This window comes from Salmonella sp. SAL04213, from assembly GCF_046550535.1.
In the GTDB taxonomy this organism is placed as follows: Bacteria; Pseudomonadota; Gammaproteobacteria; order Enterobacterales; family Enterobacteriaceae; genus Salmonella; species Salmonella enterica.
Genome location: NZ_JBGDXS010000005.1, coordinates 1 through 15,818 on the forward strand (window position 1 = coordinate 1; position 15,818 = coordinate 15,818).

Sequence of the window (15,818 nt, forward strand, 5' to 3'; positions counted from 1 at the left end):
GTCTCGTCGCCGGATTTCACCACCTGCCCGCTGCCGCTGATGGCGTTGTCGAACGTGCCGCCGGTGTTCAGCTCCAGTGTGGCGTTGTCGGTGACGTCGCCGGTACCCAGCGCCTCAACGTTGCTGGCGACCAGCGTGCCGCCGTTGATAAGGGTGCCGCCAGTGTAAGTATTGCTGCCGGAAAGCGTGAGCGTGTCGTCGCCGGATTTTTCCACACGGCCCGTACCGCCGATGTTATTGATGAAGTCACCGCCGGTGTTCAGTTCCAGCGTGGCGTTGTTGGTAACGTCGCCTGTACCCAGCGCCTCAACGTTGCTGGCGACCAGCGTACCGCCGCTGATGGTGGTGCCGCCGGTGTAAGAATTGCTGCCGGAGAGGGTGAGCGTGTCTGCGCCAGATTTTACTACGTTGCCGCTGCCGCCGATGGCGTTGTCGAACGTGCCGCCGGTGTTCAGCTCCAGCGTGGCGTCGTCGGTGACGTCGCCGCTGCCCAGCGCGTCAACGTTAGTGGCGACCAGCGTGCCGCCGCTGATGGTGGTGCCGCCGGTATAGGTGTTTTCCGCATTCAGGATCAGCGTGCCTGCGCCCTGTTTGATCAGCGATGTGCCGTCCCAGCCGGTGGCGCTGGCGGGATCGAGCGTGGCGTCAACGTTTTCCAGCACCGTATTGACCGCAAAACTGCCGTCGGCATTGGTCAGGTTAAACGTGCCGTGGGCGTCGGTGACGGCGTCGTCGCGGTCGGCATACCATGTCAGGGCGGTGGTCAGTTCGTACTGCTTGCCCGTGTCATCAATGCGGCCATCGACGGTGATAAAGTCGGCCAGATCGGCGTCCATTCCGGCGACGGTAAGCTTTTCGAAATCGCCTGCAATGGTTTTGTCTGACGCGATCAGGGTGAAGGTATCCAGATCGTCCGTGCTGGCGGGATCGCTGTCCAGCACATCGCCGACGCCGGTGATGTCCAGCGTACCGGCCAGCGAGACCTGAGAAGCGGCGTGGATAACAGGATCGACGGTGTTGCCGTTCAGGTTGATGGTCAGCGTGCTATCGCTTTTTTGCGTCAGCGTGGTCGCCTGTAGCGTGCTGCCTGCGCCGATTTCGGTGTTGCCGCCGCTTTCGGTGGTGAGATCCGTTACCGTAAACTGGCCGCTGGCGTCCAGCAACAGGCTGGCGCGGTTGTCGATAGCGCCCGTACCCAGCGCGTTGACGTGAGTGGCAATCAGCGTGCCGCCGCTGATGGTGGTAGCGCCGCTGTAGCTGTTGGCGCCTGAGAGCGTGAGCGTCTTGTCACCGGATTTCACCACCTGGCCGCTGCCGCTGATGGCGTTGTCAAAATCGCCGCCGGTGTTCAACTCCAGCGTGGCGTTGTTGGTGACGTCGCCAGTCCCCAGCGCCTCAACGTTGTTGGCGACCAGCGTGCCGCCGCTGATGGTGGTGCCGCCGGTGTAAGAATTGGTTCCGGAGAGCGTGAGCGTCTTGTCGCCGGATTTCACCACGCTGCCCGTACCGCCGATGTTGTTGGCGAAGTCACCGCCGGTGTTCAGTTCCAGCGTGGCGTTGTCGGTAACGTCGCCGCTGCCCAACGCCTCAACGTTGCTGGCGACCAGCGTGCCGCCGCTGATGGTGGTGCCGCCGGTATAAGAATTGGCGCCGGAGAGTGTGAGCGTTTTATCGCCGGATTTCACCACGCTGCCCGTACCGCCGATGGCGTTGTCAAAATCACCGCCGGTGTTCAGCTCCAGCGTGGCGTTGTCGGTGACATCGCCGGTACCCAGCGCCTCAACGTTAGTGGCGACCAGCGTGCCGCCACTGATGATGGTGCCGCCAGTGTAAGTATTGCTGCCGGAAAGCGTGAGCGTCTCGTCGCCGGATTTCACCACCTGGCCGCTGCCGCTGATGGCGTTGTCAAAATCACCGCCGGTGTTCAGTTCCAGCACGGCGTTGTCGGTAATGTCGCCGGTACCCAGCGCCTCAACGTTGCTGGCGACCAGCGTGCCGTCGCTGATGAGCGTGCCGCCGGTATAGGTGTTTTCCGCATTCAGGATCAGCGTGCCTGCGCCGGTTTTGGTAAGCGACTGGCCGTTCCAGCCGCTGTTGGCGTCAACATTTTCCAGCACCGTGTTGACCGTAAAGCTGTCGTCGGCATCCGCCAGGTTGAAGGTGCCGTGGGCGTCGATGGCGGCGTTGTAGCGATCGGCATACCACGTCAACGTCTCGACCAGATCATAGTGTGTGTCATTGACGTTTTTCTGCCCCACGACGGTAATGAACGCGTCCGGGTTCATGGCGTTGCCATTGATTGTGATGCCGTCAAAATCGCCGCTAATGGCGTTGTCCGATTCGATAAGCGCCAGGGAGATCAGATCGTCGGTGCTGCGTATCGGCTCCTGGCTGGCGGGCGAGGCGACATTCAGCGTGCCGTCCAGATTAACGTTTTTTGCGCGGATGGCGGGGCCGCTGGTCGCCGTCAAATCGGCCGTTAGCGTGCTGCCGTCCTGCTGGGTCAGGGTATTGGCCTGTAGCGTGCTGCCCGCGCCGATTTCAACGGTGGCGCCGCTGTGGGTGGTGAGATCCGCCACGATAAAGGGATCGCTGGCGCTTGCCGCGTCCAGTTTGAGGTAAGCGCGGTTGTCGATATTGCCGCTACCCAGCGCGCCGCCAGCGGTGGCGGTCAGCGTTCCCTCTGCAATGGTGGTGCCGCCGCTGTAGCTGTTGTTGTTACTGAGCGTCAGCTCGCCGCCGCCCTGTTTTACCACGTTGCCGCTGCCGCTGATGACGCTGCCGTAGGCGGCGGCATCGCTGCGGTTAAACGTCAGCGTGCCGTTGTCAACGATGTCCCCGTTAAACGCGCCCAGCGTGCCGCCGTTGCCAATCTGCAGCGTCGTGCCGCTATCGACGGTCGCGCCTTTGGCGGTCATCGCGCCGTTCAGTATCAGCGTGCCGGATTTTACCCAAAGCGCGCTGTTGGTCGTTCCCGAGAGGTTCATCGTCGCGCCCGACAGCGTCCAGTCGCCGCTGCTGGTCACGCTGTTCAGGCCGCTGATGCTGCTGCCCAGCGTACCCTCTCCGTCCAGAATCAGATTATTGTTGGCGCTGGCGCTGTTGTTGTCGTCGGTAATGCTGCCGGATATCTCCGTACCGGTATTGAGGGTGAGGGTGTTGTTCTTGCTGCCGCTATTGATGAGAATGGCGTTGGTTCCGCCGGTTATTTTCCCCTGATTGGTCAGGGTGTTGCCGGAGCCGCTAATGGTTACGCCATTGGTGTCGCCGGAGATTGCGCCCGCATTGGCGAGCTTATTATTGTTGCCGTGGAACTGAACGGCGGTATTTGCCGAGATGGAGCCGCCGGCCAGGTTATTGAGCGTGTGGCCCGTGGTGACGTAGACGCCGAATACCGAGGAGTCCATCGTGCCGCTGTTGTTAATCGTGACGGCACCGCCGTGGGCATAGACGCTCGCGTCCCCGACGCCTTTACCCGTTGTGGTAATGGTGCCGGTGTTGGTGATAGTGCCGCTGGCGCCGCTATTGTACTGGATGCCGTAAGAGTTACTGGAGCCGGTCGCCGTGATGCTGCCGCCATTGGTGACGTTGTTGGCGCCGCTGTTAATCAGGATGCCGTTGTCTTTGGCGACGATAGCGCTTCCGCTTTCAGTCGTGACCTGGTTATTGCCGCTCGCGATACTGATGCCGGTACTGGTGGCGGTAATCTTACTTCCACTTTTGGCCGTGATCTGGTTGCCGCTGCCTTTACTGACGCGGATACCATTTTTGCCTGAAATTTCACCGCCTGAGGTGGTGACGATATTATTATTGCCGCTGATAAGGAGGCCGTCGCTTACGCCGGTCATCTTCCCCTGGTTGGTGATGGTATTGCCGTTGCCATTAATCGCCACCGCCGTGTTGGCCGAGATTGCGCCCCCGGCCTGGTTATTGAGCGTATGGCCTTTGGAACGTGTCGAGTCGAGATAGACGCCATAGACGCTGGAACTCATGGTTCCGCTGTTATTGACGACGGTGCCGTCGCCGTTGCCGTGGACATAGACGCTGGCGTCTCCCGAGCCGCCGCCCGTGGTGGTAATGGAGCCGGTATTGGTGATAACGCCGCCGGAGGTATTTTCGCCATAATGGATACCGTAAGTATTGGCGGTGCCATACGCGGAAATCGTGCCGTCATTGGTGACGAGGTTGTCGGCACCCGCTTTAAGTTCCATGGCGGCGGACTGGATGCCGACGAGGCTGCTGTTTCCCGCCGTGATCACCCCGCCAGCGCGGTTGAACACTTCAAAATGCGCGCCGTGGTACAGCGCAACGGCAATAAAATCAGACTGCAAAAGGCCGCTATTATCAACAGAAACAGAATCGCCCGCCGCGATATCATCAAAGGTATGGGCATAAATCGCCGCATCCTCGATCTTGTTTGAACCATCGCTGGCCGTGGTGATAATGGTGCCGGTATTGACAATCGTACCGTAAGCGCCGCCCCGAAGCTCGACGCCATAAGAGCGCCAGGAGCCGTCGGAGTTAATCGTCCCGCCGTTGGTGATGTGGACCTCGCCGCTCTGGACGATCACCCCGGAAACGCCTTTCAACACACCGTTTTCGCTGCTGACATAACTGCCGCCGTTGAGCATATAAATGGCGGCATCTATTTCGGGGGCGCCGTAGTCGAGATTATGAACGTAGATTGCGCTGTTCTCGATCCGGCCATCGTTGATCACGCTGCCGCCGTTTTGAAGCAATATCGTTCCATCCGCGCTGGAGCCGGTGATTGTCCCCTGGTTATGTACGCTGGTGGCGCCCGTTAACGAATCCAGGTTCATCGCCTGGCTGTCGGTCAGGCTGCTCCCCACGACAGCGCCGCTTTCAATCAGCAGATCCCAGTCGTTGCTGTTATCGCCGACGATGGCGGCGCTGGTCGCTGTGTCGGTGGCGACGGTATTGCCCGTTTCCACGACGAACGGCGTAGCGCCTGACAGGGTGTAGGTGGTGGTCTGGGAGGGAATGGAAACTCGCGTTTCCTCTGCGACGGCGGGGGCAGCATCCATCGCCAGCAGAGTTACCGCGCACGAGGCGCTGACGCTGACGATAGCGCGGCTACCACTGCGCGCCAGTTCGGAGGTGACAATATACATGCCGCGGGCGGCGTTCCATATAATATTGTAGGTTTTGTTCACTTACTATGTCCTTATTTTCTTTTTGTCCTTTTTGTTTACCTCCGTGGAGCAGCACAAAACCCGGCTATATCGGAGTAACGTTTACGACATAATAAATCGGAATTTGTCATTTTATTAAATTTTATAAATGAACATTAGCATGACATGGTGTGTAAATAAATTTATTTAACGATTATATGCACTTAGAGGTTGCGGTAATAATTAGTAATTCTACCGTTTGGATTCATGTAAATTAAATAAATCAAAATAACATTACTGCGAATTATATTAACAAAGCTGACTGGTTTTGAATTTTATCGCTTCGATCTATTATTCAGGGGGAATATAGAGGAGGTGTGAATATAATAGCGCCTGGCGGCGCTGTCGGATGGCTGACAAAGGAGAATACAACGTTGATGCCGGATGGCGGCTACGCCTTATCCGGCATCTGGTTCTGTGTTCGTTGGAAAAGTGTTGGGTTTCGGCTACGCCTCACCCAACGAGTCTATGGTCTCTATGCGTCACAGGTTTTCATAAGTTGGATGCAATCCAACATTTAGAGGCTCCGGTGTTGGTCATCAGCCTCAACCGCCGATAAATCGGCGGTTATTGACATCATCAACGCGGCATTACATCAGCGGCATCGCCAGTTGCACAAGGCTAATCAGCGGCTGCGGCCAGACGCCCAGTACCAACACCAGCAACGCGGAGATCAGCACCACGATACCGCCTGCGCTGTACTGCCAGTTTGTCGGCGCGTCGCGTCCCGGTTGCTGCGGCGCGTGCAGGTAGAGACTCACCGCAACGCGCAGGTAGTAGTACAAACCAATCGCGGAACCCACTACCACGGCGGCGACCAGCCACCACAAGCTGGCCTGAACGCCGACCGCCAACACGTAGAATTTGCCGATAAAGCCCAGCGTCATCGGGATACCTGCCAGCGACAGCATCATCACCGTCATCACCGCGGCAAGAACCGGACGGTGCCAGAACAGACCACGGTAAGAGTACAGGGAATCGGCATCCGGGCCGCGGAACGGGCTGGACATCAGGCTGACCACGCCAAACGCGCCGAGGCTGCTGAACAGATAACCGGCCAGGTAAACGCCAACCGCTTCCATCGACATCTCGCCGCTCTGCAGGGCAATCAGCGCCACCAGCAGATAGCCGAGGTGAGAGATAGAAGAGTAACCGAGCAGACGTTTGATGTTGGTCTGGCTCAGCGCCATCAGGTTACCAAAGATGATAGAGGCAAAGGCGATAATGCCCAGCACCACGCGTACCGCTTCGCTGTCGCCTACCGGCGCATAGAGGAACAGACGCATCACCACGCCGAAGATAGCGATTTTGCTCGCCGTCGCCAGGAAGGTGGAAACCGGCGCAGGCGCGCCCTGGTAAACGTCTGGCGTCCACAGGTGGAACGGCACCAGAGAAAGTTTAAAGCCCAGACCGACAATCATCAGGCCAAAGCCCGCCAGCAGCAACGGCTCGTGCAGCATACCATCGCCGAGGCTCTTACCGAGCGCTTCGAAAGACAGGTTGCCGGACTGCGCATAGACCAGCGCCATCCCGAACAGCAGGAAAGACGAGGCGGCAGCGGAGAGGATGGTGTATTTGATACTGGCTTCCAGCGAGCGTTTCTGGCGGAAAGCATAACCAATCAGGCCGAACAGCGGCAGTGAGATCAGTTCAATACCGAGGAACAGCGCCGCCAGATGGTTGGCGTTCGCCAGCAGAATTCCGCCCAGGCTGGCGATTAACACCAGCAGGTAGAACTCTTCCTGGTTATCGTTATAGCCTTCCAGCCACGGGTAGGCAAAGGTACAGGTGGCGAGGCTCGCCAGCAGCACCAGCCCGGTGTAGAGCATCGCAAAGCCGTCAACGCGCATCAGCGGCGTGACGTCCATTGCCCCGGCCTGGCCGACAAACCAAAGCGAAACCAGAGCAGCGTTAAGCCCAATGACCGACAGCGTGGCATTGAGGAAGTGATTGCGTCGCCACGCAATGGAGAGCATCACAACCACCACCGTCAAGCCGACGATCAGCAGCGGTAGCAGCGCAATCAGGTGTTGTGGAGTTATTGTCATGGCGATTTACGGCCTTGTAGTAGTAACGGAATTAACAAACCACTGCTGGATGTTGCTCATCGCAGAATGCGAGGTATCCAGAATCGGCTGCGGATAGAAGCCAAGCAGTACCAGAAGCACCACCAGCAACAGAATGATAAACAGCTCGCGCAGCGACATCCCTGGCAGTTCCTGGCTGGCAATCTGGCTCTTCGCTTTACCGAAGTAAGCGCGATGCAGCATCGCCAGCGAGTATACAGAGGCGAATACCAGCCCAAAGGTGGAGATCACGGTAATCATCGGCACCACCTGGTAGCTGCCGAACAGAATCATAAATTCGCCGACAAAGTTACCGGTGCCCGGCATCCCGAGCGTCGCCACCGCAAAGAACATGGACAGCGCAGGCAACCATTTCATTTTGCCCCACAGGCCGCCCATCATACGCATGTCACGCGTATGCAGACGTTCGTATAACTGGCCACACAGAATGAACAGACCGGCTGCGGAGAGACCGTGCGCGATCATCTGGATCACCGCGCCCTGGTACGCCAGTTGGCTGCCGGTGTAGATAGCGATCAGCACGAAGCCCATGTGGGAAACGGAGGTATAAGCAATCAGACGCTTGATGTCGTATTGGGTAAAGGCCATCCACGCGCCGTAGAAAATGCCGATAACGCCAAGCCACATAGCGATAGGCGCAAACTCCGCCGACGCGTTCGGGAACAATGGCAGGGAGAAACGCAGCAGACCGTAAGCGGCGGTTTTCAGCAAGATACCGGCCAGGTCGACGGAACCGGCGGTCGGCGCCTGGGAGTGCGCATCCGGCAGCCAGCCATGCAGCGGCACCACCGGCATTTTCACCGCGAAGGCGATGAAGAAGCCCAGCATCAGCAGATATTCCACACCGTGGGACATCGGCGTGTTCAGCAGCTCTTCATAGTTGAAGGTCCAGACGCCGGTCGCTTTATAGTGCACAAAGACCAGCGCCAGGATGGCAATCAGCATCACCAGACCACTCGCCTGGGTGTAGATGAAGAACTTGGTCGCCGCCGTGATACGCGTTTTCCCGTCAGAAGCTTTGTGGCCCCACAGCGCGATCAGGAAGTACATCGGCACCAGCATCATTTCCCAGAAGAAGAAGAACAGGAACATGTCGATGGCCAGGAACACGCCGATAACGCCGCCCAAGATCCACATCAGGTTCAGGTGGAAGAAGCCCTGATATTTTTCGATTTCTCGCCAGGAGCAAAGCACCGCCAGAACGCCGAGCAGGCCGGTCAGCACCACCATTAGCAGCGACAGTCCGTCGAGCGCCAGATGGATAGAGATGCCAAAACGCGGGATCCACGGCAGGACAAATTCAGATTGCCACTGCGGAATACCGGCGGATTGCGTCAGTGAGTAGCCGCCCTGCAACCACAATTGCAGACCGAGCGCCAGCGTCAGCCCCATGGTAATCAGCGCTATCCAGCGCGGCACCTTCACGCCAAAGCGTTCGGTCTGCCAGCACAGAAAGCCGCCGATAAAGGGAATCAATATTAGCCAGGGTAGTAACATGGCGATTTTTATTCCTTTTTAAGGCCTCTGACAGAGGCCTGATTTTCAACGAATTTGGATAAAATTCACTTTACGATCAACGCAGTACCATCAACAGCGCCAGCACCACAACCGCGCCGATGCTCATGGATGCCACATACCAGCGCAAATAACCGTTCTCGCTTAGTACCAGGCCTTTGCCTGCAAAACGGGAAAGGATAGCCGGAATGTTCATCAACGCATTAAGCGGGTCGCGCTTCAGCAGCCAGGCGATACCGAGGAATGGCTTGACGAATACTTTGTCGTACAGCCAGTCAAAGCCCCAGGCGTTATACCACCAGGTCCCCAGCAGACGGCCCGGCGCGCTGTTGGCGATCGACGTCACCAGCGTGCGTTTACCCAGCCACAGCCATGCGGCAATCAGGATGCCGGCAATCGCCACTACGCCAGAGGTAATTTCCAGCGTCATGACGCGACCATGCGCCAGTTCAGTTGTCTGCGGCAGCACCCCCTGCAATGGCGGTACAATCAGCGCGCCAACAAAGGTAGACAGGATCATCAGGACAATCAGCGGCAGATGATGGGTAATCCCCTTCCCTGCATGAGCATGAATTTGTTCTTTCCCGTGGAATACGATGAAAATCATCCGGAAGGTGTACAGCGAGGTCATGAACGCGCCGACCAGACCCGCCACCATCAGATTGATATGGCCGTTCGCCATCGCGCCAGCCAGGATCTCATCCTTACTGAAGAAGCCGGCAGTGACCAGCGGCAGCGCCGACAGCGCCGCGCCCCCCACCAGGAAGCAGGCATACACCAGCGGAATGGACTTACGCAGACCGCCCATCTTAAAGATGTTCTGTTCGTGATGACAGGCCAGAATTACCGAGCCGGAGGCCAGGAACAGCAGCGCTTTAAAGAAGGCGTGCGTCATCAGGTGGAAAATCGCCGCATCCCACGCCTGCACGCCAAGCGCCAGGAACATGTAGCCAATCTGGCTCATGGTGGAATAGGCCAGCACGCGTTTGATGTCGGTCTGCACCAGCGCGGCGAAACCCGCCATGACCAGCGTAATCGCCCCGATAATGCCCACCAGATGCAGAATTTCCGGGGTCATCAGGAACAGACCATGGGTACGAGCGATCAGGTAGACACCGGCGGTAACCATCGTCGCGGCGTGGATCAGCGCGGAGACCGGCGTCGGGCCGGCCATCGCGTCGGCAAGCCAGGTCTGCAACGGTAGCTGCGCAGATTTACCGACCGCGCCGCCCAGCAGCATCAGCGTCGCCCACATCAGCATGTTGTTGCCGTCAGCAAAGTGCGCTGGCGCCAGCTCGACCATTTCGCGGAAGTTCAGCGTGCCCAGTTCGTTGTAGAGGATGAACAGCGCGAAGGCGAGGAACACGTCACCGACACGAGTCACCACGAAGGCTTTCATTGCCGCCGCGCCATTCTTCGGATCGCTGTAATAGAAGCCGATCAACAGATAAGAGCACAGGCCCACGCCTTCCCAGCCGAGGTACATCAACAGCAGGTTATCGGACAGCACCAGAACAACCATGCTGGCGATAAACAGGTTGGTATAAGCGAAGAAGCGGGAGTAACCCTCTTCTCCACGCATGTACCAGGACGCGAACATGTGGATCAGGAAACCGACGCCGGTGACCACAGAGAGCATGGTCAGCGACAGGCCGTCCAGCACCAGGTTAAAACCGATGTTGAAGTTACCGACCGACATCCACGTCCACAGCGGCTGGCTGAACGCCTGTTTGCCGTTGGCGAAGAAATCCATCCCGACAAACGCTGTCACCAACGCCGCCAGACCAACGGAGCCCACGCCAATGGTCGCGGAGAGATTTTCCGACCAGCGTCCGCGAGAGAACGCCAGCAGTACAAAGCCAATCAATGGCAGAATAATGGTTAAGGCAAGCATGTTCATCCACGCATCTCACTTACTGAATCGATGTTCAGGTTCTGGCGACGGCGATGGAGTTGCAGCAACAGCGCAAGTCCAATACTCGCTTCCGCAGCCGCAAGGCTGATGGCGAGAATGTACATCACCTGACCATCGGTCTGGCCCCAGTAGCTCCCGGCGACCACAAAGGCCAGCGCGGAGGCGTTAATCATGATTTCCAGCCCGATCAGCATAAACAGCAGATTGCGGCGGATAACCAGACCGGTTAAACCCAGGACGAATAAAATCGCAGCGAGGATCAGTCCGTGTGTTAAGGGGATCATGCGCGCTCCTCCGTTTTTCTTTTCGCGCGGTCATCGGCGCGGTTGCTTAGCACTTCACCCGCACGCTCTTCACGACCGACGTGGAACGCCACCACCAGGCCTGCCAGCAGCAGCATCGACGCCAGTTCGACCGCCAGAACATAAGGCCCGAACAGCGTAATGCCCACCGCTTTCGCGCTAATCGGCGTGCCGTCGATGCCCTGGTCGTTAACGCCCAGAATGGCGTACACAATAACCGCCAGCATAATGGCCGACAAAACCGCCGGACCAATCCACACCTGCGGTTTCAGCCACTGGCGTTCCTGTTCGATTTCGCTGCCGCCGAGGTTGAGCATCATCACCACGAACACAAACAGCACCATGATGGCGCCTGCGTAGACGATAATTTCCAGCGCACCGGCAAAATAAGCGCCCAGCGAAAAGAACACCCCGGAAATCGCCAATAGCGATATCACCAGATACAACAGCGCGTGTACCGGATTGGTATGGGTGATCACTCGCAGGGTCGCGAGGATGGCTATCAGGCCACAGATATAAAAAGCGAATTCCATTGCCCTCTCCTTACGGTAACAGGCTCTTGACGTCGATAGGCTTGGCTTCGTTCTCTGCTTCGCCTTTATCTTTGCCGTCGATTGCCATACCCGCCATCCGGTAGAAGTTATATTCCGGGTATTTGCCCGGACCGGAAATCAGCAGATCCTCTTTTTCGTACACCAGATCCTGACGTTTGTATTCGCCCAGTTCGAAGTCCGGGGTCAACTGAATCGCCGTGGTCGGGCACGCTTCTTCGCACAGGCCGCAGAAGATGCAGCGTGAGAAGTTAATGCGGAAAAATTCCGGATACCAGCGGCCATCTTTGGTCTCCGCTTTTTGCAGAGAGATACAGCCTACCGGACAGGCTACCGCACACAGGTTACAGGCAACGCAGCGCTCTTCACCGTCCGGGTCGCGCGTGAGCACGATACGACCACGGTAACGGGGCGGTAAATAGACCGGCTCTTCCGGATACATCCGCGTTTCGCGTTTGGCGAACGCATGCAGGCCGATCATCCAGATACTGCGTACCTGAGTGCCGAAACCTACTAATAATTCTTTTAAGGTCATGGTCTTTGTGTCCCTTATTGCGCCTGCCACAGAATGACAGCCGCCGTTACCAGCAAGTTGATGAGCGTCAGCGGCAGGCAAACTTTCCAGCCGAAGGACATTACCTGGTCATAACGCGGACGCGGTAACGACGCACGAATCAAAATGAACATCATCATGAAGAACGCGGTTTTCAGCGCGAACCAGACGAATGGCGGTAAGAACGGGCCATGCCAGCCACCGAAGAACAACGTTACCATCAGCGCGGAAACGGTGACGATGCCGATGTACTCCCCCACGAAGAACAGACCGAATTTCATCCCGGAATATTCGATGTGGTAACCGTCCGCCAGTTCCTGCTCGGCTTCCGGCTGGTCAAACGGGTGACGGTGACAGACCGCTACGCCCGCGATGGCGAAAGTAACAAACCCAAAGAATTGCGGAATCACGTTCCACAGATGCGCCTGGTTATTGACGATATCGGTCATATTAAATGAACCGGCCTGCGCCACCACGCCCATCAGGGAAAGACCAAGAAACACTTCGTAGCTCACCGTCTGGGCAGACGCGCGCATCGCGCCCAGCAGCGAGTATTTGTTGTTGCTCGACCAACCGGCGAACAGCACCGCGTAAACCGCCAGACCGGCCATCATCAGGAAGAACAAAATCCCGATGTTTAAATCGGCCACCACCCAGTTAGGGCTAACCGGCACAATGGCGAAGGAGAGCAACAGCGAAGTAAACGCGATCATCGGCGCCAGGGTAAAGATGACGCGATCCGAGAATTTCGGGATCCAGTCTTCTTTAAAGAACATCTTGATCATATCCGCGACCAGCTGGAGCGAGCCGCCCCAGCCAACGCGGTTTGGTCCATAACGGTTCTGGAACAGACCCAGCAGACGACGTTCGCCAAAGCTCATGAAGGCCCCGCAGGTGACGACCACCAGCAGAATCACCACCGCTTTGAGAATGCTCAGCAGGATCTCAATCAGATCCGGTGTAATCCAACTCATTGTTGCGCCTCCCGCAGATCTTCAAGACGCGCGCCAGCCAGAACCGGCGCGATGCCAGGCATACCCATCGGCAGCCCTACCTGCCCTGCCGCTAACCCTTCAGAGATTTCAACCGGCAGCGTCACCGTATTGCCATCGTAGCTAAAGGAGACGCGCGTCCCGGCATTGACGCCCAACTTCGCGGCATCCGCCGGGTTAAGTTTGATATACGGCTGCGGCATACGGCTCTGGAAGACCGGAGAACGCTGAGACAATTCGTCGCTGCCAAACAGGTGGTAATACGGCGCAATACGCCACTGACCGTCCTGCGCCTGGAAGCTTGCCGGCACGGTAGTGAAATAATCCAGACCGCCCTCAGTCGCTTCAATCAAACGCACGCCCGGATCGCCGTGACGCAGTTTGCCGCCCACTTCATCCTGGAATTTGTTCCACGCCTGCGGGGAGTTCCAGCCCGGCGCCCAGGCGAACGGAATTTCAGATCGCGGGGCAGTCGGTTGGTTATTCCCTTCCATCGAGAAGGCGAACATGGTGTCTTTATCCTGCGGCTGACGTGGTTCATGCACGCTGATATTGGCGCGCATCGCCGTACGACCACTGTAACGATGCGGTTCGCGCGCCAGCTTCTGCCCACGAATGCGGAAGGTCGCATCCGGCGCGGCGTCTTTAATGCCGGCAAATTGCGGCATGGCGGCAATGACCGCGTCGATCACGTGGTCAAGCTGAGTCCAGTCCACTTCGCGGTTTTCGACGGTGCTGTGCAGTGAATGCAGCCAGCGCCAGCTTTCCAGCATAATCGTCTTGTTATCGTAGTAGGCCGGATCATAAACCTGGAAGAAGCGCTGCGCGCGGCCTTCGTTGTTGATGACCGTACCATCGCTTTCGGCGAAGCTTGCCGCGGAAAGCACCAGATGCGCGTTTTCCATAATCGCCGTGCGCTGATGGTCAACCACCATCACCAGCGGCGCTTTGGCGAGCGCAGCGTTCACGCGCGTAGCGCTTGCATGACGGTGGAGATCGTTTTCCAGCACCACCACCGCGTCCGCGTTGCCGGTTTCCAGCTCGCCCAACGCATCGTCAAGCGAACCGCCGCCCATCATACCCAGCCCCATGCTGTTCACGGAGCGGGCAATCATAGTAATACCGACGTCGGCGCCACGGCCTTTCAGCGCTTTCGCCACGTTGGCGGCCGCCTGAATCACCTCACTGCTACCGGCGTTAGTGCCGGAGATAATCAGCGGTTTTTTCGCGCCGGCCAACGCCTGCACAATGACATCAATTTTGTTTTGTAAGTCGCTGTCGATACCGTCAACCGCAGGCGCCGTATTGTCCAGCGCATGGGCAATCGCAAAGCCCAGGCGCGCCTGATCTTCCACCGGCGCGCGATAGGTCCAGGCGGCGATATCATCCAGACGGGTGTCGTCCACGTTGGTCACGAACAGCGGATGTTTGGCACGCTGGCCGATGTTAAGGATGGCCGCAATCTGCCAGTCGGCCACTTTCTGCGCCGCCGCCATTTCACGCGCTTTACCTTTCACCGCCTGGCGTACCGCCAGCGCAACGCGCGCGCCGGTCTGAGTGACATCCTCACCCAAGACCAGTACCGCGTCATAAGATTCGATTTCCCGCAGCGCCGGGGTGTAAATTCCGCCTTCACGCAACACTTTCAGCGCCAGTTGCAGACGCTCCTGCTCGCCGCGCGCGATACCGGTGTAGAAGTTTTCCGCACCAACCAGCTCACGCAGCGCAAAGTTGCTCTCAATGCTGGCGCGTGGCGAACCGATACCGATCACTTTCTTCGACTGGCGCAGAATATCCGCCGCGCCCTGCATCGCCTGCTCGGCGTTGAGAGTAATAAAGTCGTCGCCACGACGCTGAACCGGCTGACGCGGACGGTCTTTCAGGTTCACATAGCCATAGCCGAAACGACCGCGGTCGCAGAGGAAGTAGTGGTTAACGGTACCGTTGTAACGGTTTTCGATACGGCGTAATTCGCCATAGCGCTCGCCCGGGCTGATGTTACAGCCGATGGAACACTGCTGACAGATGCTCGGCGCAAACTGCATGTCCCATTTACGGTTGTAACGCTCGGAGTGCGTTTTATCGGTGAAGACGCCGGTCGGGCAAATCTCGACCAGGTTACCGGAGAATTCGCTTTCCAGCGTACCGTCTTCCGGACGCCCGAAGTAGACGTTGTCATGCGCGCCATAGACGCCCAGATCGGTGCCGTCGGCATAATCTTTGTAGTAACGCACACAACGGTAGCAGGCGATGCAACGGTTCATTTCGTGAGAGATGAACGGCCCCAGATCCTGGTTGCGGTGGGTACGTTTGGTGAAACGATAGCGACGGAAACTGTGACCCGTCATCACGGTCATATCCTGAAGATGGCAGTTACCGCCCTCTTCACAGACCGGACAGTCGTGCGGGTGGTTAGTCATCAGCCACTCCACCACGCTTTCACGGAACTGTTTCGCTTCTTCGTCGTCAATAGAGATAAAGGTACCGTCGGTGGCTGGCGTCATACAGGACATCACCAGGCGACCACGCGTATCTTCCGCGTTTTGGTATTGCTTCACCGCACACTGGCGGCAAGCACCGACGCTTCCCAGCGCCGGGTGCCAGCAAAAATACGGAATATCAAGGCCGAGGGACAGACATGCCTGTAGCAGGTTGTCCGCGCCGTTGACCTCGTATTCTTTGCCGTCTACATGAATCGTAGCCATTAGCAT

The 15,818-nt window shown here is 57.8% G+C and carries 9 protein-coding genes; all 9 read right to left on the reverse strand.

From position 1 onward, the window contains the following. On the reverse strand, window positions 1-5,174 hold a 5,174-nt coding region (locus ACLJPQ_RS13730; protein WP_369569573.1), incomplete at its 3' end, for an autotransporter-associated beta strand repeat-containing protein. 608 nt (window positions 5,175-5,782) lie between these two features. Beyond that, window positions 5,783-7,240 (reverse strand): NADH-quinone oxidoreductase subunit NuoN, encoded by a 1,458-nt coding sequence (nuoN, locus tag ACLJPQ_RS13735; protein WP_000156667.1) that lies wholly within the window; start codon window positions 7,238-7,240, stop codon window positions 5,783-5,785. Between the two features lie 6 nt (window positions 7,241-7,246). Then, on the reverse strand, window positions 7,247-8,776 hold the full coding sequence (gene nuoM / locus ACLJPQ_RS13740) for an NADH-quinone oxidoreductase subunit M (protein WP_023138690.1): 1,530 nt from the start codon (window positions 8,774-8,776) through the stop codon (window positions 7,247-7,249). A 76-nt stretch (window positions 8,777-8,852) separates the two neighbouring features. Continuing rightward, complete coding sequence (nuoL, locus tag ACLJPQ_RS13745; RefSeq protein ID WP_001056582.1) at window positions 8,853-10,694, reverse strand: NADH-quinone oxidoreductase subunit L; 1,842 nt, start codon at window positions 10,692-10,694, stop codon at window positions 8,853-8,855. Then, window positions 10,691-10,993: an NADH-quinone oxidoreductase subunit NuoK gene (gene nuoK, locus ACLJPQ_RS13750; RefSeq protein ID WP_000612687.1), complete on the reverse strand. Its 303-nt coding sequence runs from the start codon at window positions 10,991-10,993 to the stop codon at window positions 10,691-10,693. The genes nuoL and nuoK overlap by 4 nt, the downstream gene beginning before the upstream one ends. Then, window positions 10,990-11,544 (reverse strand): NADH-quinone oxidoreductase subunit J, encoded by a 555-nt coding sequence (nuoJ, locus tag ACLJPQ_RS13755; RefSeq protein WP_000393522.1) that lies wholly within the window; start codon window positions 11,542-11,544, stop codon window positions 10,990-10,992. Before nuoJ ends, nuoK begins: the two co-directional genes overlap by 4 nt. Before the next feature lie 10 nt (window positions 11,545-11,554). After that, complete coding sequence (gene nuoI, locus ACLJPQ_RS13760) at window positions 11,555-12,097, reverse strand: NADH-quinone oxidoreductase subunit NuoI (protein ID WP_000172747.1); 543 nt, start codon at window positions 12,095-12,097, stop codon at window positions 11,555-11,557. Window positions 12,098-12,111: 14 nt separating this feature from the next. Beyond that, window positions 12,112-13,089: an NADH-quinone oxidoreductase subunit NuoH gene (gene nuoH, locus ACLJPQ_RS13765; protein WP_000118515.1), complete on the reverse strand. Its 978-nt coding sequence runs from the start codon at window positions 13,087-13,089 to the stop codon at window positions 12,112-12,114. After that, window positions 13,086-15,812 (reverse strand): NADH-quinone oxidoreductase subunit NuoG, encoded by a 2,727-nt coding sequence (gene nuoG, locus ACLJPQ_RS13770; RefSeq protein WP_001728014.1) that lies wholly within the window; start codon window positions 15,810-15,812, stop codon window positions 13,086-13,088. The genes nuoH and nuoG overlap by 4 nt, the downstream gene beginning before the upstream one ends. Between the last annotated feature and the right edge of the window lie 6 nt (window positions 15,813-15,818).